Origin of the sequence: Bradyrhizobium sp. INPA03-11B (assembly GCF_040446015.1) — a bacterium.
Classification (GTDB): Bacteria; Pseudomonadota; Alphaproteobacteria; order Rhizobiales; family Xanthobacteraceae; genus Bradyrhizobium; species Bradyrhizobium macuxiense_A.
The window spans coordinates 21,709-45,994 of sequence record NZ_JASGSR010000045.1 but is presented as its reverse complement, the minus strand read 5'-3'; the positions used below and the strand labels follow the sequence as shown (position 1 = coordinate 45,994).

21 protein-coding genes are annotated in these 24,286 nt (G+C 65.2%); 14 read left to right on the top strand and 7 right to left on the bottom strand.

The window, feature by feature from the left end; genetic code table 11:
• Positions 1-166: 166 nt before the first annotated feature.
• A complete protein-coding gene (locus tag QMZ05_RS20265) occupies positions 167-1,669 on the bottom strand; it encodes a hypothetical protein (RefSeq protein WP_353702341.1) in 1,503 nt (500 codons plus the stop codon).
• Between the two features lie 444 nt (positions 1,670-2,113).
• Here QMZ05_RS20265 and QMZ05_RS20260 point away from each other — a divergent pair, with 444 nt between their 5' ends.
• The gene (locus QMZ05_RS20260) at positions 2,114-2,788 is read left to right on the top strand and encodes a TetR/AcrR family transcriptional regulator (RefSeq protein ID WP_021078615.1); all 675 of its coding nucleotides are present in this window, start codon (positions 2,114-2,116) and stop codon (positions 2,786-2,788) included.
• A gap of 176 nt (positions 2,789-2,964) precedes the next feature.
• A complete protein-coding gene (locus tag QMZ05_RS20255; protein WP_128971061.1) occupies positions 2,965-3,393 on the top strand; it encodes an OsmC family protein in 429 nt (142 codons plus the stop codon).
• A 12-nt stretch (positions 3,394-3,405) separates the two neighbouring features.
• Here QMZ05_RS20255 and pyk read toward each other — a convergent pair whose 3' ends face one another.
• A complete protein-coding gene (gene pyk, locus QMZ05_RS20250) occupies positions 3,406-4,842 on the bottom strand; it encodes a pyruvate kinase (protein ID WP_353702340.1) in 1,437 nt (478 codons plus the stop codon).
• Positions 4,839-5,450 (bottom strand): DUF1036 domain-containing protein, encoded by a 612-nt coding sequence (locus QMZ05_RS20245; protein ID WP_353702339.1) that lies wholly within the window; start codon positions 5,448-5,450, stop codon positions 4,839-4,841. Before QMZ05_RS20245 ends, pyk begins: the two co-directional genes overlap by 4 nt.
• A gap of 197 nt (positions 5,451-5,647) precedes the next feature.
• Between QMZ05_RS20245 and QMZ05_RS20240 the strand changes: the two genes are divergently transcribed.
• The 3 genes from QMZ05_RS20240 (at position 5,648) to QMZ05_RS20230 (ending at position 8,379) form a co-directional block, all read left to right on the top strand.
• A complete protein-coding gene (locus QMZ05_RS20240) occupies positions 5,648-5,950 on the top strand; it encodes a DUF1244 domain-containing protein (RefSeq protein ID WP_050422684.1) in 303 nt (100 codons plus the stop codon).
• A 250-nt stretch (positions 5,951-6,200) separates the two neighbouring features.
• Positions 6,201-6,473: a DUF2312 domain-containing protein gene (locus tag QMZ05_RS20235; RefSeq protein WP_050422683.1), complete on the top strand. Its 273-nt coding sequence runs from the start codon at positions 6,201-6,203 to the stop codon at positions 6,471-6,473.
• A gap of 142 nt (positions 6,474-6,615) precedes the next feature.
• The gene (locus QMZ05_RS20230; protein ID WP_353702338.1) at positions 6,616-8,379 is read left to right on the top strand and encodes an adenylate/guanylate cyclase domain-containing protein; all 1,764 of its coding nucleotides are present in this window, start codon (positions 6,616-6,618) and stop codon (positions 8,377-8,379) included.
• A 21-nt stretch (positions 8,380-8,400) separates the two neighbouring features.
• Here QMZ05_RS20230 and QMZ05_RS20225 read toward each other — a convergent pair whose 3' ends face one another.
• From QMZ05_RS20225 to QMZ05_RS20215, 3 genes are all read right to left on the bottom strand, one after another.
• On the bottom strand, positions 8,401-10,011 hold the full coding sequence (locus QMZ05_RS20225) for a DUF882 domain-containing protein (RefSeq protein ID WP_353702337.1): 1,611 nt from the start codon (positions 10,009-10,011) through the stop codon (positions 8,401-8,403).
• Between the two features lie 265 nt (positions 10,012-10,276).
• A complete protein-coding gene (locus tag QMZ05_RS20220; protein ID WP_353702336.1) occupies positions 10,277-12,571 on the bottom strand; it encodes a L,D-transpeptidase family protein in 2,295 nt (764 codons plus the stop codon).
• 309 nt (positions 12,572-12,880) lie between these two features.
• A complete protein-coding gene (locus tag QMZ05_RS20215; RefSeq protein WP_353702335.1) occupies positions 12,881-14,371 on the bottom strand; it encodes a sigma-54 dependent transcriptional regulator in 1,491 nt (496 codons plus the stop codon).
• A 142-nt stretch (positions 14,372-14,513) separates the two neighbouring features.
• Here QMZ05_RS20215 and QMZ05_RS20210 point away from each other — a divergent pair, with 142 nt between their 5' ends.
• The 9 genes from QMZ05_RS20210 to QMZ05_RS20170 all read left to right on the top strand — a co-directional run bounded on the left by QMZ05_RS20210 (position 14,514) and on the right by QMZ05_RS20170 (position 23,594).
• The gene (locus tag QMZ05_RS20210; RefSeq protein ID WP_353702334.1) at positions 14,514-16,430 is read left to right on the top strand and encodes a M3 family oligoendopeptidase; all 1,917 of its coding nucleotides are present in this window, start codon (positions 14,514-14,516) and stop codon (positions 16,428-16,430) included.
• A gap of 251 nt (positions 16,431-16,681) precedes the next feature.
• Positions 16,682-16,834, top strand: coding sequence for an aa3-type cytochrome c oxidase subunit IV (locus tag QMZ05_RS20205; RefSeq protein ID WP_021078552.1), 153 nt, complete (start codon positions 16,682-16,684; stop codon positions 16,832-16,834).
• A gap of 142 nt (positions 16,835-16,976) precedes the next feature.
• On the top strand, positions 16,977-18,101 hold the full coding sequence (locus tag QMZ05_RS20200; RefSeq protein ID WP_353702333.1) for a Re/Si-specific NAD(P)(+) transhydrogenase subunit alpha: 1,125 nt from the start codon (positions 16,977-16,979) through the stop codon (positions 18,099-18,101).
• Between the two features lie 11 nt (positions 18,102-18,112).
• Positions 18,113-18,430 (top strand): proton-translocating transhydrogenase family protein, encoded by a 318-nt coding sequence (locus QMZ05_RS20195; protein WP_016841609.1) that lies wholly within the window; start codon positions 18,113-18,115, stop codon positions 18,428-18,430.
• A 44-nt stretch (positions 18,431-18,474) separates the two neighbouring features.
• Positions 18,475-19,872, top strand: a complete 1,398-nt coding sequence (locus QMZ05_RS20190) for an NAD(P)(+) transhydrogenase (Re/Si-specific) subunit beta (RefSeq protein WP_353702332.1) — start codon at positions 18,475-18,477, stop codon at positions 19,870-19,872.
• Positions 19,873-20,181: 309 nt separating this feature from the next.
• The gene (locus QMZ05_RS20185) at positions 20,182-20,988 is read left to right on the top strand and encodes an alpha/beta hydrolase (protein WP_353702353.1); all 807 of its coding nucleotides are present in this window, start codon (positions 20,182-20,184) and stop codon (positions 20,986-20,988) included.
• Between the two features lie 54 nt (positions 20,989-21,042).
• On the top strand, positions 21,043-22,140 hold the full coding sequence (locus QMZ05_RS20180; protein WP_353702331.1) for an ionic transporter y4hA: 1,098 nt from the start codon (positions 21,043-21,045) through the stop codon (positions 22,138-22,140).
• A gap of 39 nt (positions 22,141-22,179) precedes the next feature.
• A complete protein-coding gene (locus QMZ05_RS20175; protein ID WP_028340624.1) occupies positions 22,180-22,464 on the top strand; it encodes a cupin domain-containing protein in 285 nt (94 codons plus the stop codon).
• A gap of 251 nt (positions 22,465-22,715) precedes the next feature.
• Positions 22,716-23,594: a hypothetical protein gene (locus QMZ05_RS20170; RefSeq protein WP_353702330.1), complete on the top strand. Its 879-nt coding sequence runs from the start codon at positions 22,716-22,718 to the stop codon at positions 23,592-23,594.
• A 204-nt stretch (positions 23,595-23,798) separates the two neighbouring features.
• Here QMZ05_RS20170 and QMZ05_RS20165 read toward each other — a convergent pair whose 3' ends face one another.
• Positions 23,799-24,278 (bottom strand): lipocalin-like domain-containing protein, encoded by a 480-nt coding sequence (locus tag QMZ05_RS20165; protein ID WP_353702329.1) that lies wholly within the window; start codon positions 24,276-24,278, stop codon positions 23,799-23,801.
• Positions 24,279-24,286: the final 8 nt, after the last annotated feature.

Below are 24,286 nucleotides of genomic sequence, written 5' to 3'. Positions count from 1 at the left end.
CTGAACTAAGCGCTGGAATCAAACCCGTCATCCTGAGGAGCGCGAAGCGCGTCTCGAAGGATGCACGGCCCGATCGGCGGCCGATTCATCCTTCGAGGCTCGCTCCGCTCGCACCTCAGGATGACGGGATAAGCAGCGCGCGCTTCTCACGAAGGAATGGGGCAGGCTATTTCGAACTCTCGGCCGCCGGCATCGCGCCGGGCCTCGCTTCGTTCGATCTTACATGGATGACGGCGATGTCGTCCTTGTAGAGCCGCTTCCAGCCCTTGAGGTGATCCAGCGCGTTTCCGGCCGGAGAGTCCGAGCTCAGCAGCGTGGCGTCGATGCGGTATTTGTCGAGCAGGTCGAGCAGCTGGCCGGCGTCGCGGGCGTCGAGCGCGGCGTAATAGTCGAGCACGAATTGCTCGCCATACAGCTCGGCGCGGCCGTCGATGAACACCTTGATGTCGCGGCTCACCAGATAGCCGCCGAACGGCGCGGTGTTGAACACGCGCTGCGCCTTGTGCTGCTGGAGGACGTCGACCGCGGCAGCGGGCCAGAACACCGGCAGGAATTTGAACTGGTGCTGCGTGACGAACATCGTCGTCGTCACCCACGCGCCGATCACCATCGCGACAGCAGCCAGGATCGTGACGACGGGGAGCGAGCGGCCCACCTCGAAGCGGGCGGCGGTGACGGCCGCCATCCCCCATTGTTCTGATATCGGCTTGGCGAGCACCAGCGGCGCGATGAACGCGAACACCTCGATGTTGCGGATATGGCTCAGCGCCATCCAGACCAACCCGAGCAGCAACAGGATCCGCGGCACCGACAGCGTCAGCCCGCGATAGCAGATGATGCCGATCAGGCCGAGCAGCGTGGCTTCGAAGAAGCTGGGCTTGCTGAAATCCGCGGGCATCCACTCGCCGATCAGCGTCAGCAGCTTGCCGAGGCTGAGGATCTTGGTCGCACCGAGCAGGCTATTCCAGCCGTAGGGCGTCATGCAGCTTGCGGCCAGCGCCGCGATGCCGAACAGTCCCCATCGCGCGACAAGTTGACGGCGGCGGCTGGGCTCTGCGCTCCACACCGCCTCCAGTCCGATCGGCCCAATCAGCGCGAGGCCGAGCACGAAGCCGCCATGCAGATTGGCCCATAGCGCCATCAGCGGCAGCAGCCACCAAGATGGATAAGTGCGACGATCCGCAGCCGCCATCAGGCCGCCGATGAACGCCAGCAGCACCGGCAGCGCCAGCACATGCGGCCGCGCGAAGAAGTGGATGGTCGACAACAGCAGTGCCAGCGCGGCGATCAGGATCGCACGCGCCGGATCGAAATACGGGTTCAAGAGATGCAGGAAGATCCCAACCGTCGCGCCGATCGCGATCGACGTCAGGATCACCGGCCCGGCCCAATCGCCGCCATAGACAAGGGCGTACGCCACCTGCGACAGCCACGAGCTCGAAATCCACGGCTCGCCGAAACGGGTGAAGGAGAACACGTCCGATGTCGGCATCGCGCCGTGTTCGAGGATCCACTGTCCGACCTTGATCTGCCATTCCGTGTCGGAATCACGCAGCAGGATTTCACCGGCGGAGAGATAAAACAAATAGGCGCCCACGGCGGCGCACAGCGGCACGAGTCCTCGCACAGAGCTACGGCTGCTCACGCTGCTGGTGATGGAGAGTGACATGCGCTTTCTTGGTTCGACCGGGGACATCCAGGGACAACGCCACGCGCGACGTTGGGCGCACTCGACCACGGTCTCAGATAAATTCGGGTAAATGCGGGCGTGATGCGCGTGGGTCTGCGCGAGACCAGATGCCTCGATTTCGAGCGATGATCTTAGCTCGTGATTTACCATCGGAAGCCAGATCCGAGCCTGAGTGCTGTTGGCGACTGCCGATCTGTCGCGGAATCCGGGCCGCGAGGGGCTTCCGCGGGCCGAGGCGGCCGCCGGCTCAATCGGAGGTGGCATGCGGCCGTCGCAAAATCCTTACAATTCCAGCTTGTCATCCCCTCTGAATAGTTGTTCACTTCTTCAGGCGATTGCGGGATCAATCGTTCAAAACATTGAAGACGCGTGTGCTCTGCCGGTGGGCGCCGGCCAGGTCATACGGTGGGGGGACGGAACGCCATGGTCTACCGGCGAACACATCAGGTCGTGAAACGGCTGGCTGCCCGGCGCAGCGCCATCCTGTCGGCTGCGCGGGATGCTGCGGCTGCGGGCGGCATGGCGGCGGTTCAGATCGCACCGGTCGCGGTGCGGGCCAACGTCGCCGCCGGCACCGTCTACCGCTACTTCCCGTCCAAGGCCGAGCTGATCTCGGAATTGATCACCGAAGTCTCGCGCGATGAGCTGTCGGCGATCCGGCGCGCCGCGGATGCCGCGCCCGGACCGTCCTCGGCGCTGGCCGCCGCGGTGACGACGATCGCGGTCCACGTGTTGTCGCAGCGCAAGCTGGCCTGGGGCATCCTGGCCGAGCCGGTCGACGTCGACGTCACCGCATCGCGCCTCGCCAGCCGCCGCGATATTTCCGGCGAGCTCGCCATGCGCATCGATGCCGCCGTGCGTGCCGGCCATCTGCCGGCGCAGGATACGGCGCTCGCCGCTACCGCCTTGCTCGGCGCGCTGCACGAGGCGCTGGTCGGTCCGCTGGCACCAAGCAACCTCGACGATCCGATCAAGCTGCGCGATGCGGTGCAGACCGTGACGCTGCTCGCGCTGCGCGCGGTCGGCGTCATGGATGCACGTGCCCGCGGCCTTGTGGTGCAGGCGACGACCCCGGCGAAGGCGCTGGTCGGCGCCTAGAGCTTCGGTTCTGATCGAACCGAAGCTCTCAATCTTTATTTTGACGCGTTTTCTTCACGCGAACCGGCGTCCACTTCGCTTGAAAACGCTTTGACGCCAAGCGCGCGGCGAACACTTCTGTCGCATTGGCGTTGTAGCTTTGCGGGCTGGGATAAACCAACCTCAGGGAGCAACGCATGACGACGACCCATGGTTCGGCCAAATGGCAGGGCGGCATCAAGGACGGCAAGGGCGCGATCTCGACCAAGAGCGGCGCGCTCGCCGATTACCCCTATGGCTTCGCCAGCCGCTTCGAGGGCAAGCCCGGTTCGAACCCTGAAGAGCTGATCGGCGCGGCGCATGCCGCCTGCTTCACGATGGCGCTGTCGCTGATCCTCGGCGAGGCCAAGCTCACCGCCGAGCACATGGAGACGAAGGCCGACGTGACGCTGGAGAAGGTCGCCGACGGCTTCGCCATCACCGCCGTGCATCTGACGCTGTCGGCGAAGATTCCGGGCGCCGATAATGCGGCGTTCCAGGAATTGGCGGGCAAGGCCAAGGCCGGATGCCCGGTGTCGAAGCTGCTCAACACCAAGATCACGCTCGACGCGTCGTTGCAGGGCTGATCGCGGCGCTTGTCAGAGCTGCGCGTCGCCTTTCGGCCCGACCGAGGCGATGCGCAGCATGTTGGTGGTGCCGGGCGCGCGCAGCGGCACGCCGGCGACGATGATGACGCGCTGGCCGGCCTTGGCAAAACCGTCGCGGAAAGCAATCGAGCCGGCGCGGTCGACCATGTCGTCGAGATCGTGCGCATCCTCGGCGACCACGCAATGCACGCCCCACACCACCGACAGCTTGCGGCCGGTGGCGAGATTCGGCGTGATCGCGACCACCGGCACCTTGGGCCGCTCGCGCGCCACGCGGATGCCGGTCGAGCCCGATGACGTCCAGCAGATGATCGCCGACAGATCGAGCGTCTCGGCGATCTGCCGTGCGGCATCGGCAATGGCGTCGCCCACCGTCGCCTCGGGATCGACGCGCTGCGCATTGATCACGCTGCGATAGGTCGGATCGCGCTCCACTTCCTCGCCGATGCGGTTCATGGTCGAGACCGCCTCGACCGGGAATTTGCCGGCGGCGGATTCCGCCGACAGCATGATCGCGTCGGCGCCTTCGTAGACCGCGGTGGCGACGTCGGAGACTTCGGCGCGGGTCGGCACCGGCGCCTGGATCATCGACTCCAGCATCTGGGTCGCGACCACCACCGGCCTGCCGGCGCGGCGCGCCATCCGGATCATCTGCTTCTGCAGGCTCGGCACTCGCTCCAGCGGCAGTTCGACGCCGAGATCGCCGCGCGCCACCATCAGCGCGTCCGCCGCATCGATGATGTCGGCGAGGCGGTCGATCGCCTGCGGCTTCTCGATCTTGGCCATCACGGCGGCGCGGCCGCGGATCATCTTCTTGGCCTCGATCACGTCCTCCGCACGCTGCACAAAGGACAGCGCCACCCAGTCGATGCCTTCCGGCAGCGCGGCTTCCAGGTCGGCGCGATCCTTCGGCGTCATCGCGGAGACGGGCAGATCGGTGTCGGGCAGGCTGACGCCCTTGCGGTCCGACATCTTGCCGCCGATCACGACGCGCGTGACCGCGCGCTCGGGCGAGGTTTCCTCGGCGATCAGCCGCACCTTGCCGTCGTCGAGCAGCAGCGCGTGGCCGGGGCGGAGCGCGGCGAGGATTTCGGGATGCGGAAGCTGGACGCGGCTGTTGTCGCCCGGGGTCTTGTCGGAATCCAGAACGAAGCTCTGGCCGTTCTTGAGCTGGGTCGATCCTTCGGCGAACGAGCCGAGCCGCAGCTTCGGCCCTTGCAGGTCGACCAGGATGCCGATCGGCCGGCCGTAGCTCGATTCGACATTGCGGATGGTCTTGACCAGCTCCCGCATCTTGTCATGCGGGGTATGGCTCATGTTGATGCGGAACACGTCGGCGCCCGCCTCGAACAGCTTGCGGATCATCGCGCTGTCTGAGGAGGCCGGGCCGAGCGTTGCGAGGATCTTAATTCGACGCAGTCGTCTCATTGCTTGTTTCCGGGCGGCGTTGCGGCTGGCGGCAGACCCGGCGCGCCCGGCGGCGTTGCGCCCGGCGGCGGATTTGGCAGGCCCGGCATCGCCCCGGGGCTTCCCGGGCCTACGCCGCCCGGCATTCCCGGTACTTTCTGCGGCTGTTGTTCGTTTGCTTCGGTCAGCTGGACGGTCCATGCACGCTGCTCGCCGGTGTCGACCTCGAAGAAGCCGGTGCGGTCAAAGCCCCGCGCCAGGCAATTCTCGGTGCCCTTGATGGTGAATTCCTTGTCGCGCGAGCACATGAAGGCCTGGCCGGACCATTCGCCGCCGCGATCGTAGTCGAGAGCGTAGATGTAGTAGTAGCGCGCAACGAGATTGCCGCGCAGCAGGGTCTCGCAGGTCCGCGACGACACATTCCACCAGCCTTCGGTGGTCCAGCCTTCGGCGTCCTTGTAGCCGAGCGCGATCCCGACGCGGCTCGAGGTGTTGTTGCAGAGCCTGAAATCGGCGGCCGCCGGGCTCGTCCACAGGCAGGCCGCGACAACCGCCAGCACCGGCAGGAGGCCGGCCAGGAGGCGGATGGTGCGGGGAGGAGCTGAGGCGGGAGAATCTGTTGGGCTCATGCGGCGAAGCTATATCAAACCATTGACGATTTCGCGTGCCCGGCAGGCACTGTCAACGGGCGGGCGCCCGTTTCCCGCGCTGGTGGACCGTGGCAAGTGTGGCCGGACAGGTCCGTATTGCGCGTCGATATGGCAAAATCTGTGACAATTCCCACCTGATATCAATATGGTGAGCGCCTCACACCGGGATCACGATCATGAGCATTGACGACAAAACCAGAACGGAACTCGAGGCTGCGGTGTTTCGGCGCCTCGTCAGCCATCTCCGTAACCGGACCGATGTGCAGAACATCGACCTGATGAACCTTGCCGGCTTCTGCCGCAACTGCCTGTCCAACTGGATGAAGGAAGAGGCCGACGCCAAGGGCCTTGCGGTGAGCAAGGACGAGAGCCGTGAGGCGGTCTACGGCATGCCCTATGAGGAGTGGAAGGCGAAGTACCAGGGCAGCGCGACGCCTGAGCAGCTCGCGGCGATGAAGAAGGCCCAAAGCGGGCATTAGCTAACCCAACAATGTCATTCCGGGGCGTCCGAAGGACGAACCCGGAATCTCGAGATTCCGGGTTCGATGCTGCCGCATCGCCCCGGGATGGCGTTTACGTGTGGAACACCAGCATCTCCTGTGGGCGCGCTGTGGATGAGCGCGATGTTTCCTTGACGGAACGTGCTCCAAAATCGAGGGTCGCCCGCAACAAGCGGTGCGCGTTGGCGCGTATTCGCGCGACATTTCATTGCCATTTCAGGAGTACGCGATGGCCACCACGTCTGCCGCCGTTCAGGACGAGCCCGCAACGCGATTTGCCAAGGACCAGCTCAGGTCCATCATCGAGCGCATCGAGCGGCTGGAAGAAGAAAAGAAGACGATCTCGGACGACATCCGCGACGTCTATGCCGAGGCCAAGGGCAACGGCTTCGACGTCAAGGCGCTGCGCACCATCGTGCGCCTGCGCAAGCAGGATGCCAATGAGCGCCAGGAGCAGGAGACCATCCTGGAGACCTATATGCAGGCGCTCGGCATGCTGTGAGGCGGCCGGCGGGGCCGGCCTGACGCCATCAGGCCGCCCGCCGAGGGTACTCCCGATGGCTCCCGCGGAGCCTCGGTCTAGGCTTGGGTGACATCCCGGGATTTGCTAGACTGGCGATGAGGTAACCGGGCAGATCGTTCAGATGGACGTGCCAGGACCAGAGCGCCGGCTCGCTGCGGTCCTCGCCGCCGACATGGTCGGCTTTAGCCGCCTGATGGAGGCTGACGAGACGGGCACCCTTGCGCGCCTCAAGACTCATCGAATCGAGCTGATCGATCCGGCCATCGCCAAGAATCGCGGCCGCATCATCAAGACCACCGGCGACGGCATGCTGGTCGAGTTTCACAGCGTCGTCGATGCGGTGCTGTGCGCGGCCGAGGTCCAGAGCCGGATGGCCAAGCGCAACACCGACGTCGCGCCGGCGCGGTGGATGCAGTTTCGCATCGGCATCAATCTCGGCGATGTGATCGTCGATGGCGCCGACATCTTCGGCGATGGCGTCAATGTCGCGTCCCGCCTGGAGACGCTGGCCGAGCCCGGCGGCATCTGCATTTCCGGCGCGGTCCGCGACCAGGTCGGCGATCGTCTGGAAGATCTGAGCTTCGAGGATCTCGGCGACCAGACCGTCAAGAACATCGCGCGCCCGATCCGGGTTTTCCGTGTTCATTTCGAATCGGGCGCCAAATCCGTGACCGGGCAGCCGAGTGTGGCGGCCGCCCCCGTCGTCGCCAAGAAACCCTCCATCGCCGTGCTGCCGCTCGCGAACATGAGCGGCGATCCCGAGCAGGAATTCTTCGCCGACGGGCTCACAGAGGACATCATCACCGAGCTGTCGCGCTTCCACGATTTGCTGGTGATCTCGCGCAACTCGACCTTCGTGTACAAGGGCAAGGCCGTGAAGGTGCAGGACGTCGCGAAGGAGTTCGCGGTCGACTATGTGCTGGAGGGCAGCGTGCGGAAGGCGGGCGGCCGGATCCGCGTCACGGTGCAGCTGATCGACGCCGAGGCCGACCGGCACGTCTGGGCCGAACGCTACGACCGCGAGCTCGCCGACATCTTCGCCATTCAGGACGAGATGACGCGCGCGATCGTGGCAATCTTGCCGGGACGCGTCGAGGCCGCAGCTCACGACCGCGTCAAGCGCAAGCCGACCGACAACATGGCGGCCTATGAGTGCGTGCTGGCCGCAAGAGTGCTGCATCATCGCTCGGCACGAGACGACAACATGGAAGCGCAGCGCTTGCTGGAGCGGGCCATCGTGCTCGATCCCAATTACGCCCATGCGCACGCTTGGCGGGCCTGCGTGCTCGGCCAGACCTGGGTCTACAACTGGTGCGATGACCGCGACGCGACCCTTGCGCAGGTGGCCGCCGAGCTCGAGATCGCGCTCAAGCTCGACGACAATGACAGCGACGTGCACCGGATCCTCGCCGCGCTGAACCTCAACCGCGACGACCACGACAAGGCGGCCTTCCACCAGGAGCGCGCCCTCGCGCTCAACCCGAACTACGACCTCGTCGTCGTGCAGCAGGGCGAGCTCCTGACCTGGCTCGGACGGCCGGAGGAGGGCATCGACTGGATCAAGCGGGCGATGCGCCTCAATCCATTCCATCCGGAGCGCTTCTGGAGCCACCTCGGCCGCGCCTGCTATTGCGCCGAGAAATACGCCGACGCCGCCGAGGCGTTCTCGCGCATCACCCGGCCCGACCACACCCATCACGCCTTCCTCGCCGCGACCCTGGCGCAGATGGGTAACTCGGTGGCGGCCACAGCCCATGCGGCCGAGGTGCTGAAGCGCGAGCCGGCCTTCTCGGTCGCTGCCCATCTGGCAACCCAGCACTACAAGCGCGAGCCTGACCGGGTGCGCTACGAGGCCGGCCTGCTCAAGGCGGGACTGCCGGCCTGACCGAATGGCTTTCGGGATGAGCTAGCGCAGCGCGGCGGTGCGCAGCACGAAGGATTGCGTCGTGAGGGGAGTGGTCGCCGAGCCGGAGAAGTGGTCGCAGGTCATGCCCATCATCGGATCTTCCGAGAAGGTCATGGCGACGGCGGCCTGCGGCTTCACGAAATGAGCCCGCATCAGGCTCATGTCGGTGTCGCCAAGCACCGTGGTCAGCATGGCATTGCTCGCGCTCGGCGCCAGCATCACCACGCGCATCCAGACATCGTTGCCCTTGGCGGCCGAGATCCGCGCCGACGTCGTGATCACGCCCTGGCCAGGCGCGCCCTTTGCGACGACGGTGTTGATTTCGGTGCTGGGCGCCGCCGCGTTGCGCGTCGGACGCACATTGCGCGGGATCGGCGCGGTCGCCGCGACGATGTTGGCGCGATCGACCGGTGACGATGCCGCGGGCGCATAGGCGAGCGCCTTGTTGAAGTTTTCGGTCGCGCTGGCCGTGGTCTGCGGATCGGTGGTCTGCGGATCGGCGCCGCCAACCGCCTCACGGGCCTTCAGCGCGGCGATCTGCGCGGCCGATGCCTGCTTCGGCGCCGCCGACTCGTCACCCCAGAAGCCACGGGCATTGATGATGTCGGCGGGCGACTGCGGCTCGGTATTCTCGGCGGTCTGTACCACCTGCATTGCAGGCCTGGCCTTCGGCGTCGGAACCAGCTGCGCGTCCGCGGCGGCGAGCTGGATGGCGGCGGCGAATTGCGGCTTCGCGCGCGGCAGCGGAATCGGATCGGCTGATTTGGCGGGCGCAGCGGTCGCAACCACGTTGTTGGCTGCGGGCTTGTCGTTCACGCTGGCCGCGCCTTCGTCTTCATCGTCACCCGACTTGCCGGCCCCGAACAGCTTCGCGAACAGGGTCGGCTTGCTGATGGTGGCAGCATCGTCGCCATTGCCGCGGCGCTCGATGTCGGCCTTGGCGAGCTCATAGCCCTTCAGGGGCGTGCCGTCGGTCGGGACATGGACAGTGCGGCCGTCGGGGAACACCTTGACCAGCTGCTCGCGGGTCATCCGCGGCCAGTGGCGAATGCCGCCGGTGTCGAGATGCACGAACGGCGAGCCGGAGGTCGGATAGAAGCCGACGCCGCCGCGCTGCAGGCGCAGGCCGGCGTAGCGGATCTGCTCCAGCGGCACGCCCGGAATGAAGAAGTCCATCGCATGCCCCAGCATGTGCTGGCTGTGGCGCGCGACGCCCGAGGAGCGGCGGCGGAGCATGGCGTTGGTGGCGGGCGCGCGATAGGCGGAGATGATCTGGATCGGCTGCTTGCCGTCGACGTCGCGATACACTTCCCAGAGGATGTCGAACAGATGGCGGTCCATCACCGTCTCATCCTGGGAGCGCCAGTCGCGCAGGAAGTGGTTGAGCTGCTTCAGCGCGGCTTCATCGTAGCGGCCATCGCGCTTGAAGGTGACGGTGAGGTCTTCGCCGGAATGGGTGTGGTGGAACGAGAGGGTGCGGGTCTGGTTCAGCGCAGTCGCATCATGCACCGATCCCGCGCCGGCCAACAGCAATAGCGCGGTCAGGCCGACTTGGTACCCGGCCTTAGGCAACGACAGCGGATTGTAGCGGCGTGCGAAGACAGCCAGCACTATGAGCCCACCCAGTCGACGAGCGTTCGGTCGGCACCTTTCGCAGACCCCCTGCGGAAGACGGTGAACGCTTTCTTAAAGCGGGAGGGTTAACCGAGGTTTACCGACCCGCCCCCAAGTTAGGCTTAACTAACTGGGGGAGTGTGGCAAAAGATAGCCCAGTTCCCCCGCCGACCCGGGAAATGGTTAACGTAAACGATCTCGCTTTTTGAGCGAGATCGTTGATTTTGCTTCAAAATTTATCCCAATCGGGCGGAGAGGCTGATCAGCGGGTGATCACCCGGCGCTGCTGCTGGGCCTGACCGCGGCGGGCCGGCTGCGGCTCCGGCTGTCCGAACCCACCGAACAGGCGCTCGAAGAAGTTCGGTCCGGAGGACCCGAAGCCGGTGTTATCGCCGGCGACGTTGACGCCCGGAGGCAGGCTACTGCTCGGCGGCCGCGCATAGCTCGGCTGGGCGTGCGCCACCACCGTTTCGAGATCCTTGCCGCGGCTGTTCCTAAGCAGCGACAGCATGGTGGCGTCGCGGCCGTAGACGTCCCTGCGGATCTGCAGCTTGCCGGCGTCGTCCACGAACGCGGTCTGGTAGGTGATGTTGACCGGGATCGGCGTCGGGAATTTCAGATCGACTTCGCTCGAGCCGTACATGCTGCGGATCCGCTCCGGCGTGTAGTGCTGGTTCGGCTCGGTGATGTTGAGCAGTACGGACGCGTACTGATCCGGATTCTGCACGCGCATGCAGCCATGGCTGTAGGCGCGCTCGTCCTTCGCGAACAAATACTTGTCCGGCGTGTCGTGCTGATAGACCAGGAACTTGTTCGGGAAGTTGAAGCGGATGCGGCCGAGCGCGTTGGCTTCACCGGGCGGCTGCGAGACGTGGATCGAGCCGTCGCGGTTGCGCTCGAGCCTCAACCCCATGCGCTGCAAGACCGTCGGATCCTGCTGCAGGGCCGGCAGATACTCGTTGTAGATGATCGACGGCGGCACGTTCCAGGTCGGGTTGACCGTGATGTACTTCATCGTCTCGGTCAGAAGCGGCGTGGCGTGCTGGCCGGGCTTGCCGGTGACGACGCGCGTGGTCCAGACCTGCGCACCGTTCTGCATCACCTTCAGCGTGTAGTCCGGGATGTTGAGGATCACATAGGCGTTGCCGACACTGGCGGCGCCGAGCTGGCGCGGCAGCCAGCGCCAGCGCTCCATGTTGACGATCACGGTGTCGATCTGCCGGTCACGCTTCGGATTGTTCAGCGCCTTCACCGTGCGCTCGTCGAGCACGCCCGTCGGCTTGAAGTCGACGCTGCTCTGGAATCTCTCCACCGCCCGCGCGACGGTCGCATCATACTTGGTGCTGTCGGCATTCTCGGTGACGCCGAGCTTGCCCCGCAGGTCCGGCACGCGCGGATCGTCCATCTCGACCGCGGCCTGCTTCTTGCGCGCCGGCACATATTTCAGCGTCGGGCCGTCCGCGATCGCGATGACAGGGCCGTCGCCCTGGCCGCGCAACTCGGCGAGCTTCTTCTTCAGCTCCTTGTAGAGCTTCTGCGGCGGGTTGTAGCTGTCAAGCGCGGCCGAGGCGTCCTTGGCCGAGGTCACATTCGTGAACACTTCCGCCGGATCGATCGGGTGCTCCGGATAGAGGATATCAGCCGACACCTGCGACCAGTGCATGCGACCGCTCTGGGCCTGGCGTGCGTAGTCCAGCATGCTGGCCGCGAGCTTCAGCTCGGCGTCGGCCAGCGCATCGGGCGTCGTTGCTGCGGCGAAATCCGGCACCGGATAATCGGATGCATCGAGGCCGTCGGCTGCGGCGTCCTTCAGGCGGGCGATCACGCCCTTGCCGGCATCGGTCAGCTTGCCGGCCTTGGTGAAGACAGGCGCGTATTCACGGGCAGAATAGAATTTCTCGGCGGCCGCGCGCTCGTTCTTGCGATCGAAGGTGCGCAGCGACTTGTTGGCAAGCAGGTCGCGCAGCTTGTCGGCGACCGGCTGATCCTCGGCGGCAACATTGCTCGCGGCCTTCGCGGGTTCAGTTGCGGGGGCTGCAGCCGTCGCGGGAGCCGGAGCTGCGGCGGGCGCCGTTGCGGTGGCAGGGGCGGGTGCTGCCGCAGGCGGCGCGACTGCGGTATCGGTCTTTGGTGCGTCGGTCTTCGGCGCGTCGGCGGGCTTCGTCGCCGGCGCGGTGGCGACATCGGCGGGCTTCGGCTCGACGGCCCTTGCCGTCGCGCTCGGCTCTGCCGGCTTTGCATCAACGGGCTTTGCGTCAGTAGCCTTTGCGTCAGTGGGTTTGGCCTCGGTGGCCTGCACATCGGCGGGCTTCACGTCGGCCGGCTTGGCTGCGTCGGGCAGCGCGGCGGTGGTGTCGGGCTTGAAATCGCTCGCGGTGGGCGGCGGCACGTTGGCCGGTTCGGGGCGCGGGATCGCAGCGTCGATCGCAAGTTCCGAGGCGCTGGAGCGAGGCGTGTCCTGCGCGAAGGCCGAGCTCGCGGACACCGTGAGGAAGGTCGCCGCGACGGCCATCAATACGCGGTCAAATCCTCGACGGTTGTTCGAACAGTCACGCATTTTCACACCCCCTGGGTGGAACTGCCCCTTAAGAATCTGGAACAGTTCAAAATCGATATTCGGTTTCATAGCTTGCGCGAAAGCGCCGGCTTCTCAAACGACTCGTATGCCTGCACGCAACGAACGCAGACGATACATTTGCCCCTCTTATGCAGCCAGCGCCATGCGGGGCAACTCACGACAAACTGACCTCGAAGCAACTGATTTCGCTCGGGCTGTGCGTTTTTGCCACGCGGCACAGCCTTTGTCTGTCACCGCCACGACACGGTTCAAAAGGTTCCCAGGTAATGGCCTCGGCGGCCTCGGGGCTTAACCGGCGTCGCTGGCGCGGGTGTCGGCCGCGGCCTCGTCGAGCTTGCGGTAGAGGGTCGAGCGGCCGATCTTGAGACGGCGCGCGACCTCCGACATCTGTCCGCGATAATGCGAAATCGCAAATCGGATGATCTCGTTCTCGAGATCTTCCAGCGGGCGCACCTCGCCGGCGGCATTGAGCATCGAGAGGCCGCCCGCGGTCGGGAGGGCAGCCGCGACCGGTATTTCATTACCGGAGATCATGGCAGGCGCCGTGGACGGCGACACCACCAGCGGCTCGCCCTGCAGGGACTTTCCTTCCGGCACCTGATGCGCCGAGCCTTGCGGGAAGTCGGCGAGCCCGAGCTGATCGCCGTCGCTCATGACCACGGCGCGATACACCGTGTTCTCGAGCTGACGGATGTTGCCCGGCCAATCGAGCTGCGCCAGATGCGCCATCGCATCGCCGCTGATGCCGGTGATGTTGCGGTTCTCCTCAGCGCAGAACCGCGCCAGGAAATGCCGCAGCAGATGCGGGATGTCCTCGCGCCGCTGCCGCAGCGCCGGAATTGTCAGCGGTAGCACGTGCAGCCGATAGAACAGGTCCTCGCGGAACTGGCCGGCCTTCACGAGATCGAGCAGCTTGCGGTTGGTCGCCGAGATGATGCGGACATCGACTTTGACCGGCTTGCGTCCGCCGACCGCTTCGACGGTGCCTTCCTGCAGCGCGCGCAACAGTTTCACCTGCGTCGCCAGCGGCAATTCGCCGACCTCGTCGAGGAACAGCGTGCCGCCATGGGCTTCGACGAACTTGCCCTGGTGGCGCTCGGTGGCGCCGGTGAAGGCGCCCTTCTCATGGCCGAACAGGATCGATTCGACGAGATTGTCCGGGATCGCGCCGCAGTTCACCGCAACGAACGGCTTGGCCTTGCGCTCGCTGCTGCCGTGGATGGCGCGCGCGAACAGTTCCTTGCCGACGCCGGACTCGCCCTCGATCAGCACGGGAATGGTCGAGGATGCCGCTTTCTGCGCGGTGCGCAGCACTCCGGCCATCGCCTCGCTGCGGGTGATGATGTCGGAGAAGGTCAGCCGGCCCTCGCGGCTGTGGCGGATGCGCTGCAATTCGCCCTTCAGCGCCGAGGCGTTGAGGGCGTTGCGCAGGGAGACCTGCAGCCGCTCGAAGCCGACCGGCTTGACGACGAAATCCTGGGCACCGGCGCGCATCGCCGACACCACATTGTCGATGCCGCCATGCGCGGTCTGCACGATGACCGGGACGTTCAAACCAGCTTCACGAATCTTTGCGAGGACTCCGAGACCGTCGAGGCCCGGCATCACGAGGTCGAGCACGACGGCATCGATCGCCTGCGTCTCGGATGCGGTCAGGGCCGCGATCGCCGCGTCGCCACTGTCCACGACGAGGGGCTCATAGCCGCACTTCTGCACCATGTTTTCAACCAAACGACGCTGTACTGCGTCGTCATCGGCGATCAAAATGGTGGCAGCCATGGTTTTCCCCGCACGCTACGATTATTTGTCTCGAATCGGGGCAATGTCGCCGATGCCGATTAACGCACTCTTAAACGTTGCCAACCCGCCCTTATTCCGCCGCCGCCGACATCTTTCCGACTGAACTAAGGTTACGAACAAGATGACCTCGCGCTCCAAAACTGCGTCCAACAAGACTGCCGTCAGCAAGGCCGCCCTCCGCAAGCAAGCCGCGTTGCGCAAGACGGGTGCCCAACGCAAATCCACCGCAGGCGGCCCGGCGGCAAAAACGGCAGCAAGCAAGACCGGCAAGCTTCCGGAATGGAATCTGGCTGATCTCTACGCCGGCATCGATGCCCCGGAGGTCGCACGCGATCTGCAGAAAATGGATGCAGATTGCGTCGCGTTTGAGACCGACTACAAGGGCAAGCTTGCCGAAAATACCGCCAGGGAAGGCGGCGGAAAGTGGCTGGCCGAGGCGGTCCGCCGCTACGAGGCGATCGACGACCTGGCCGGCCGTCTCGGCTCTTATGCCGGCCTGGTCCATGCCGGCGACAGCGTCGACCCGGCGATCTCGAAATTCTACGGCGACGTCTCCGAGCGGCTGACGGCCGCGTCGGTGCATCTCTTGTTCTTCTCGCTCGAGCTCAATCGCGTTGACGATGATGTGATCGAGCGCGCGATGGCCGAACCCGCGCTCGGCCACTACCGGCCGTGGATCGAGGATCTGCGCAAGGACAAGCCGTACCAGCTCGAGGATCGCGTCGAGCAGCTCTTCCACGAAAAGGCGCAAAGCGGCTACGCGGCCTGGAACCGGCTGTTCGACCAGACCATCTCCGGCCTGCGTTTCAAGGTCGCGGGCAAGGAGCTTGCGATCGAGCCGACGCTGAACCTGTTGCAGGACAAGGCCGGCGACAAGCGCAAGGCCGCGGCGCAGGCATTGGCCAAGACCTTCAAGGACAATGAGCGCAGCTTCGCGCTGATCACCAACACGCTCGCCAAGGACAAGGAGATCTCCGACCGCTGGCGCGGCTTCCAGGACGTCGCGGATTCCCGCCATCTCAACAACCGCGTCGAGCGCGAGGTGGTCGATGCGCTGGTCGCCTCGGTGCGCGCGGCCTATCCGAAGCTGTCGCATCGCTATTACGCGTTGAAGGCCGGCTGGTTCAAAAAGAAGAAGCTGCCGCACTGGGATCGCAACGCGCCGCTGCCGTTCGCGGCGACCGGCACGATCGCCTGGCCCGAGGCGCGCAACATGGTGCTGTCGGCCTATAACGGTTTCTCGCCGAGAATGGCCGAGATCGCCGAGCGCTTCTTCGATGATCGCTGGATCGATGCGCCGGTCCGTCCCGGCAAGGCGCCCGGCGCGTTCTCGCATCCGACCACGCCGTCGGCGCACCCTTACGTGCTGATGAATTATCAGGGCAAGCCGCGCGACGTGATGACGCTGGCGCATGAGCTCGGCCATGGCGTGCACCAGGTGCTGGCGGCGAAGAACGGCGCGCTGATGGCGCCGACGCCGCTGACGCTGGCGGAAACCGCGAGCGTGTTCGGCGAGATGCTGACCTTCAAGCGTCTGTTGTCGCAGACCAGGAACGCAAAACAGCGCCAGGCGCTGCTCGCGGGCAAGGTCGAGGACATGATCAACACCGTGGTGCGGCAGATCGCGTTCTATTCATTCGAGCGCGCGGTTCACACCGAGCGCAAGAATGGCGAGCTCACCGCGGAGCGGATCGGCCAGCTCTGGCTCAGCGTGCAGGGCGAGAGCCTCGGGCCGGCGATCGAGGTCAAGCCGGGCTACGAGACGTTCTGGATGTACATCCCGCATTTCATCCATTCGCCGTTCTATGTCTACGCCTATGCGTTCGGCGATTGCCTGGTGAACTCGCTCTATGCGGTCTACGAGCACGCCTCCGAGGGTTTCGCCGAGCGCTATCTCGACATGCTCGCCGCCGGCGGCACCAAGCATTACTCCGAACTGCTGCGGCCGTTCGGGCTCGACGCCAAGGACCCGAAATTCTGGGACGGCGGCCTGTCCGTGATCGCCGGCATGATCGACGAGCTGGAGGCGATGGGCTGAGGCCCATCGGCCTTCCGGCCGGCCCGGGTCAGATTCGTTTCGGCGCTTTTTTGCGCCTCACGGCATGACCATCCCACGACGCCTGCGTTTGGGAGATCAATCCTGCCCGAGGGCGGCCGCGGGGCCGTCGCCCGAGGGGTGAATCGGGGACGATTTGCGCTCCAAATCACCCGATAGGGACCGCGCCGTTGCCCTGCCAATCCGTTTGCGGTAATGGCTCGCAGAACGCGAATTTCTGACTGGGGACAGCGATGGCAGACCATAGCGAAGTGGCCTATACGACCGCCGACGGCAACGACTACGTGGCGCATGAGCAGACCTATGAAGGGTTTCTCATGCTGGTCAAATGGGGCACGATCAGCGTCGCCATCCTCCTCGCCCTGATGGCCTATTTCCTGGTCTGATCCTTGATCGGCTAGCGGCGCCGCCGTCCCGCGGCGGTGCCGGAATTCCTGTTGAACCCGGCTGTAAAAACCGGGGTATCCAATCTGGCGAAAATAACGCTAGTTTGAAGACGCGTGCGCCGCTCGCGCCGCCGGAGGGCCCATGAAGATCGCCGTTGCCAAGGAAATCGATCCGTCCGAGCCGCGGGTTGCGGTTTCGCCGGACACCATCAAGAAGTTCAAGGCGCTCGGCGCCGAGGTCGCGGTCGAGCCTGGCGCGGGCATCAAGTCGGGCCTGCCTGATTCGGAGCTCACCGCGGCGGGCGCCACCGTCAGCGCCGATGCGCTCAAGGACGCCGACATCATCATCAAGGTGAAGCGGCCCGAGGCCTCCGAACTCTCCAAATACAAGCGCGGTGCGCTGGTCATCGCGATCATGGATCCCTACGGCAACGAGGCCGCGCTGAAGACGATGGCCGATGCCGGCGTGTCCGCCTTCGCGATGGAATTGATGCCGCGCATCACCCGCGCGCAGGTGATGGATGTCTTGTCCTCGCAGGCCAATTTGGCCGGCTACCGCGCGGTGATCGAAGGCGCCGAGGCCTTCGGCCGCGCCTTCCCGATGATGATGACCGCCGCCGGCACCGTGCCGGCTGCCAAGGTGTTCGTGATGGGCGTCGGCGTCGCCGGCCTGCAGGCGATCGCGACCGCGCGGCGGCTGGGTGCCGTCGTCACCGCGACCGACGTGCGGCCCGCCACCAAGGAGCAGGTGGAATCGCTCGGTGCAAAGTTCCTCGCCGTCGAGGACGAGGAGTTCAAGAACGCGCAGACCGCGGGCGGCTACGCCAAGGAGATGTCCAAGGAGTACCAGGCCAAGCAGGCCGCACTCACCGCCGAGCACATCAAGAAGCAGGACATCGTGATCACGACCGCGCTGATCCCGGGCCGTCCGGCGCCGAAGCTCGTCACCGGCGAGATGGTGAAATCGATGAAGCCCGGCTCCGTGCTGGTCGATCTCGCGGTCGAGCGCGGCGGCAATGTCGAGGGCGCCAAGCCCGGCGAGGTCGTCGAGACCGATGGCATCAAGATCGTCGGCTACACCAATGTCGCCGGCCGCGTCGCGGCTTCGGCCTCGGGGCTCTACGCACGCAATCTGTTCTCGTTCATCGAGACGATGGTCGACAAGGCCAACAAGGCGCTCGCGGTCAATTGGGACGACGAGCTGGTGAAGGCCACCGCGCTGACCAAGGACGGCGCCGTCATCCATCCCAACTTCCAGCCGAAGTAAGGAGAGAAGCCATGGAGCATCTCGCGCAGGCCGTCGATCCGTTCGTGTTCCGGCTGTCGATTTTCGTCCTCGCCGTGTTCGTCGGCTATTTCGTGGTGTGGTCGGTGACCCCCGCGCTGCACACGCCGCTGATGAGCGTGACCAACGCGATCTCGTCGGTGATCGTGGTCGGCGCGCTGCTCGCGGTCGGCGTCGGCATGGTGTCGAGCGGCTCGGGCTGGGCCCGCGGCTTCGGCTTCGTCGCGCTGATCTTCGCCTGCGTGAACATCTTCGGCGGCTTCCTGGTCACCCAGCGCATGCTGGCGATGTACAAGAAGAAAGCCAAGTAACGGCAACCACCTCGGGGTGAGTTAAGAATTTGGGGGGACCTGAGATGAGCGCCAATCTCTCTGCACTGTTGTATCTCGTGGCGGGGGTGCTGTTCATCCTGTCGCTGCGCGGCCTGTCGAGCCCGGCGTCGTCGCGCCAGGGCAACATGTTCGGCATGATCGGCATGGCGATCGCCGTCGGCACCACGCTGGCGAGCCATCCGCCGGCCGGCGGCGTGGCCTGGCTCTTGGTGATTCTCGCGGTCGCGATCGGTGGCGGCATCGGCGCCGTGATCGCGCGCCGGGTGCCGATGACCTCGATGCCCGAGCTGGTCGCCGCGTTCCACTCGCTGGTCGGCATGGCCGCAGTGCTGGTCGCCGCCGGCGCGTTCTACGCGCCCGAGGCGTTCGACATCGGCACGCCCGGCAACATCCATCCGCAGAGCCTGGTCGAGATGTCGCTCGGCGTCGCGATCGGCGCGCTGACCTTCACCGGCTCGGTGATCGCGTTCCTGAAGCTGTCGGCACGGATGAGCGGCGCGCCGATCATCCTGCCGTTCCGCCACGTCATCAACATCGTGCTGGCGCTGGCGCTGATGTTCTTCATCGTCGGCCTCGTGCTCTCCGGCAGCGCGTTCGACTTCTGGATGATCACGATCCTGGCGCTGGCGCTCGGCGTGCTGATGATCATCCCGATCGGCGGCGCTGACATGCCGGTCGTGATCTCGATGCTGAACTCGTACTCCGGCTGGGCCGCGGCCGGCATCGGCTTCACGCTCGGCAACTCGGCGCTGATCATCACCGGCGCGCTGGTCGGCTCCTCGGGCGCGATCCTGTCCTACATCATGTGCCACGCGATGAACCGCTCGTTCATCTCGGTGATCCTCGGCGGCTTCGGCGGCGAGACCGCGGCGGCCGGCGGCGGCAGTGGCGAGCAGAAGCCGGCCAAGCTCGGCTCGGCTGATGATGCCGCCTTCATCATGAAGAACGCCTCCAAGGTCATCATCGTGCCCGGCTACGGCATGGCGGTGGCGCAGGCCCAGCACGCACTGCGCGAGATGGCCGACCTGCTGAAGAAGGAAGGCGTCGAGGTGAAATACGCCATTCACCCGGTGGCGGGGCGCATGCCCGGCCACATGAACGTGCTGCTCGCCGAAGCCAACGTGCCCTATGACGAGGTGTTCGAGCTCGAGGACATCAACTCCGAGTTCGCCCAGGCCGACATCGCCTTCGTGATCGGCGCCAACGACGTCACCAACCCGGCGGCGGAAGAGGACAAGACCTCGCCGATCTACGGCATGCCGGTGCTGCAGGTCTGGAAGGCCGGCACCGTGATGTTCATCAAGCGCTCGCTGGCATCGGGCTATGCCGGCATCGACAATCCGCTGTTCTACCGCGACAACACCATGATGTTGCTCGGCGACGCCAAGAAGGTGACCGAGAACATCGTCAAGGCGATGTAAGGCGGGCGGCGAATGGCGCTGAACCGGGAGTGGCATCGAGAACATCGCATGCCGCTCCTCGCCACGCGTGAGCAGCGCATCAGGTGGCACGTGACGCATGCGAATGTTTGCGCTTGCCGGCCCGTTCCCGACAGCATCAAGCTCGAGGTCGAAAAGCTGCTCAATTCCAGGCGTAGGCCTGTCTCGGCGGCCGCCAAAGACCAAGGCCGCGACTAAAAACTGCAAAACAACCCCATGCAAAGTAGCAATGGGGTCTCACATTGCCCAACCCACTAGACCTAGAGCTGCAGGCGAGATTTGCGCGTGGTTCTGACGATCCTGAAATGGCTGCTGATCGTCGCCGCGGTCGTCTATCTCGGTGGCCTTGCGGTGCTGTACGTCAAGCAGCGCGAATTGCTGTTTCCGATCCCGCCGGTCGGGCGCACCGCGCCGGCAGCCGCCGGTCTTCCCGAAGCGGAAGAGCATGTCCTGACCACCGCCGACGGCGAGAGGATCATCGTCTGGCATGTGCCGGCCAAGCCGGGCCGACCCGTCGTGCTGTTCTTTCCCGGCAATGGCGATTTCCTTGCTGGCCGCGTAGCGCGCTTCAAGGGCATCATCGCCGACGGCACTGGGCTGGTGGCGCTGTCCTACCGCGGCTACGCCGGCTCGAGCGGAGCTCCGAGCGAGCAGGGGCTGCTGCAGGACGCCGCAGCAGCTTACGCGTTCACCACGGCGCGGTACCGCGCCGATCAGATCGTGGCCTGGGGATTCTCGCTCGGCACCGGCGTTGCAGTCGCGCTCGCCGCCGACCATCCGATCGGCAAGCTGATCTTGGAAGCGCCCTATACCTCGACGGCCGATGTCGCCGGCGCGCACTTCTGGTATGTGCCGATCAGCCTGCTGATGCGGGATCAATTCCACTCCGACCGGCGAATCGCAGGCGTGACGGCGCCGCTCCTGATCATCCATGGCACCGACGATCCGGTGATCCCGATCGCCTTCGGCGAGCGCCTGTTTGGCCTCGCCCATGAGCCCAAGCAGTTCGTGCGTCTGCCCGGCGGCGGGCACGACAATCTCGACGATTTCGGTGCGATGCGGACGGCGCGGCCGTTTATCGACGCCGCAAGAGGCTGACGGGGGCGATTGTCTGTCGCATAATCGCGCCACCGGAAGTGAGGGGACCCCACGATGAGCGCACACGGACCGATGCCACGATCGGCCTGGCTATACCCTGCTCTGGCGGTGCTGTTGTTTGCCGCAGTCACGGCCACCGGTTACAGCTTTGCGCCGTCGGTCCCCGGCTGGGTGTTCGCGGCCGTGCTGCTGGTGATCCTGTTCGGCACCGTGTTCGCGGCCGTCCATCACGCCGAGATGATCGCCGAGCGGATCGGCGAGCCCTTTGGCACGCTGCTCCTGACGCTGGCCGTGACCATCATCGAGGTGGCACTGATCTCGACCATCATGCTGGGCGACACGCCGGCGCCGACGCTGGCGCGCGACACCGTGTTCGCGGTGGTGATGATCGTCTGCAACGGCCTGGTCGGGCTCTGCATCTTCATCGGCGGCATCCGCTACCGCGAGCAGGATTTCCAGATCACCGGCGCCAACCTTTACCTCAGCGTGCTGTTCGTGCTCGCGACCATCACGCTGGACATGCCGAATTTCACGCTGACCGCGCCCGGCCCGATCTACTCCACGGCCCAGCTCGCCGTGATCAGTGTCGTGACCCTGCTGCTCTATGCGGTGTTCCTCTACACCCAGACCATCCGCCACCGCGATTACTTCGTCAGCGGCGCCAATGAGGCGGCGGCGCATGGCGAGGTGATGTCGGACCGCATGACCGCGATCAGCGTTGCCCTGCTGCTGGTGTCGCTGCTGGCAGTGGTGCTGCTGGCCAAGAAATTCTCGCTGGTGGTCGACGTCGTCACCGTCAAGATCGGTGCGCCGCCGGCGTTTGCCGGCCTTGTCGTGGCGGCCCTGATCCTGCTGCCGGAGAGCGTTGCCGCGGTGGCGGCGGCGCGCAAGAACGACCTGCAGAAGAGCATCAACCTCGCGCTCGGCTCCTCGATCGCGACCATCGGGCTCACGGTTCCCGCGGTGGCCCTTGCCGCCTATGTGCTCGACAAGCAGCTGGTGCTCGGGCTCAGCAACCAGCATATGCTGATCCTGCTGCTCACGTTCATGGTCAGCATGCTCACCTTCGGAACCGGCCGCACCAACATCCTGTTCGGGCTGGTTCACATGGTGGTGTTCGCAGTGTTCGTGTTCATGGTTTTCGTGCCGTAGTGCATGATCCGCTCAACAAGAAACTCGGAGAAAATGACGATGCTCAGCGCCAAATCGGATGTGCAGGTGGATACGGCGGAGGTTCGCGTGACCGAATGGCGGCTCGCGCCGGGCAGCGCCACCGGCCACCACACCCATGAGATGGATTACGTCATCGTTCCGATCACGGCCGGGGAAATGACCATCGTGGCGCCGAACGGCGAGCGCTCGAAGGCGCAGCTCGGGGCCGGCAAGTCCTATTTCCGCAAGGCCGGGGTCCAGCACGACGTGCTCAACGAGACCGCCAGCGAAATCGTGTTCCTCGAGGTCGAACTCAAGCCCTGATGCGGGCGGTAACCCTGCGCGCGCAGAATGGCAGGTCCGAGCGGGCTCGGCTGTGGAAATTCATAAGCCGTTAACGGCTGCACGATGAATTAAGAGGTGGATGCGGCCTACGCAGGGGGCGCCTCCGGCTGAAACCAAAGTGACACCAAAGGTGACGTCGGAACGGGGGTTTGCCACCGATCCGACGCAGTTGATCCCTGAATGTGCCTCAAAGTTCCAGCATGAAATAACGGGGTGGGGAGTGGCAGGTCATGCTGAGTTACCTGAAGAAATTCGTGATGGACATCTTACCCTCGGTGGCAGCGACCATCATCGGGGCGTACATCGTCAATCACTATATCGTGGCCAAGCCGGACGTGCCGGCAGCCGCAGCCTTGACCGCCGCCGTTGATCCCAAAGCCGATCCGAAAGCTGCCGCCAAGCCCGCCACCGTGGTCAGCAGCCTCCCGGAAGCCGGCGTGAAGGCGAAGGGCATGTCCGAGCGCACGCTGATCGAGCGGTCGGCGTCGGAGAAGGCCACCGTCACCGAGAAGCCCGCCGAGAAATCCGCCGACCAGAAGTCTGACGCTCCGGCCGATACCGCCAGCATCCCTGCCGACACCCGCCATCACCCGGCGGCGCCGAAGGCGGTCGCGAAGGTGACGCCCGCCGCGCCGCAGCCGGCCGCGCCCGCCACGTCGGCCGCACCGGTCGAGGCCGCCGCCACGCCGGAGGAAAACCGCGACGCCAACGATCTGGCGCGCGCCGCCATCGAGCGGCTGCGCAAGGAGCGTCCGCAGGAAGCGGCGCGCTCCCAGGATGCGCAGCGCACCGATGTTGCCCGCCTGCCTGACGCGCAGCGCCCCACTGCTTCGTCGGCGATCCGGCCGTTGCCGCCGCCGATCATGGTGTCGAACCCGTCCAGCGACAATGCCGATCAATCCTCGCAGCCGCGTCCGCCCTACGCCGCCAATGCGCAGGATTCGAACCGCCTGACGCCGCCGGCCGACATCCCGGTCCCGGTGATCCAGGCGCCGCTCGACCTGCGCGCCGACGCGGCTATGGCTGCGCCGAAGAACGAGCACACCTCGGTGACCGACGACATGTTCTCCGGCATGAAGTCGATGTTCCACGCCGTTCTGCCCAAGTAGGTTTTGCCGAAGTAAGCCCTGCCTAAGCCTGCCGAGCAAGTCGATAGGCCAGGTCTTGTACCCATAAACATCGGCTTCCGGCAATAAAGCGGAAGTCGCCCGGTGTAGCCGCCAAGGGCGGCTTTTGACCCGAACCCGACATGCGATGTTCGGATCGCTGCCCTGGGCCTCCGCGACTATTGGAACGTGAACTCCAGTGTCCGTCTAATTCGCCCGCTCCCAGGCGAGAATGCCGCGCACCATTGAGCCTCCAAAGGTCGGTGCCGAGAATGGTGCAGTCTCGATGTACAGCGTATTGTCGTCAATTCTGTAGAATCGAATCTGATCGGTACCCCGCCAAGCTTCGTTCGATGCGACGTCAACTTTGGTGATGAACTTGTCGCCCTCGAGCCGGTACTTGCCGGTGTAGGCTGACATCGAAATCAGAGCCGCGGCCCGTTCCTGCTCGGTTTGCGGGACCTTGCGCCCGTCGGCAGTGAGGATCACGAAGGCGCGTTCGTCGGGCGTGAACGCAATATAGCCGTTCGGATGTTCGCCATAGACCTGCTTGCGCTGCTTCGTTGCGACATCCTCATGGACAGCCGATACCAGCTTCCATGTGCCGAGCAATCTGTCTTTGTCGTCAGCTTGGCTTGGCGTGACGAAAAGGAACAAGGACAAGCCAATCCTGAGTGTCCGCAACATGATCCATT

Coding starts and splice junctions, on each gene's coding strand:
- QMZ05_RS20265 (WP_353702341.1), bottom strand. CDS start 1,669: ATGTCACTCTCCATCACCAGCAGCGTGAGCAGCCGTAGCTCTGTGCGA.
- QMZ05_RS20180 (WP_353702331.1), top strand. CDS start 21,043: ATGAGCGCACACGGACCGATGCCACGATCGGCCTGGCTATACCCTGCT.
- QMZ05_RS20215 (WP_353702335.1), bottom strand. CDS start 14,371: ATGGCTGCCACCATTTTGATCGCCGATGACGACGCAGTACAGCGTCGT.
- QMZ05_RS20195 (WP_016841609.1), top strand. CDS start 18,113: ATGGAGCATCTCGCGCAGGCCGTCGATCCGTTCGTGTTCCGGCTGTCG.
- QMZ05_RS20230 (WP_353702338.1), top strand. CDS start 6,616: ATGGACGTGCCAGGACCAGAGCGCCGGCTCGCTGCGGTCCTCGCCGCC.
- QMZ05_RS20260 (WP_021078615.1), top strand. CDS start 2,114: ATGGTCTACCGGCGAACACATCAGGTCGTGAAACGGCTGGCTGCCCGG.
- QMZ05_RS20200 (WP_353702333.1), top strand. CDS start 16,977: ATGAAGATCGCCGTTGCCAAGGAAATCGATCCGTCCGAGCCGCGGGTT.
- QMZ05_RS20255 (WP_128971061.1), top strand. CDS start 2,965: ATGACGACGACCCATGGTTCGGCCAAATGGCAGGGCGGCATCAAGGAC.
- QMZ05_RS20235 (WP_050422683.1), top strand. CDS start 6,201: ATGGCCACCACGTCTGCCGCCGTTCAGGACGAGCCCGCAACGCGATTT.
- QMZ05_RS20245 (WP_353702339.1), bottom strand. CDS start 5,450: ATGAGCCCAACAGATTCTCCCGCCTCAGCTCCTCCCCGCACCATCCGC.
- QMZ05_RS20190 (WP_353702332.1), top strand. CDS start 18,475: ATGAGCGCCAATCTCTCTGCACTGTTGTATCTCGTGGCGGGGGTGCTG.
- QMZ05_RS20170 (WP_353702330.1), top strand. CDS start 22,716: ATGCTGAGTTACCTGAAGAAATTCGTGATGGACATCTTACCCTCGGTG.
- QMZ05_RS20220 (WP_353702336.1), bottom strand. CDS start 12,571: ATGCGTGACTGTTCGAACAACCGTCGAGGATTTGACCGCGTATTGATG.
- QMZ05_RS20240 (WP_050422684.1), top strand. CDS start 5,648: ATGAGCATTGACGACAAAACCAGAACGGAACTCGAGGCTGCGGTGTTT.
- pyk (WP_353702340.1), bottom strand. CDS start 4,842: ATGAGACGACTGCGTCGAATTAAGATCCTCGCAACGCTCGGCCCGGCC.
- QMZ05_RS20210 (WP_353702334.1), top strand. CDS start 14,514: ATGACCTCGCGCTCCAAAACTGCGTCCAACAAGACTGCCGTCAGCAAG.
- QMZ05_RS20165 (WP_353702329.1), bottom strand. CDS start 24,278: ATGTTGCGGACACTCAGGATTGGCTTGTCCTTGTTCCTTTTCGTCACG.
- QMZ05_RS20205 (WP_021078552.1), top strand. CDS start 16,682: ATGGCAGACCATAGCGAAGTGGCCTATACGACCGCCGACGGCAACGAC.
- QMZ05_RS20175 (WP_028340624.1), top strand. CDS start 22,180: ATGCTCAGCGCCAAATCGGATGTGCAGGTGGATACGGCGGAGGTTCGC.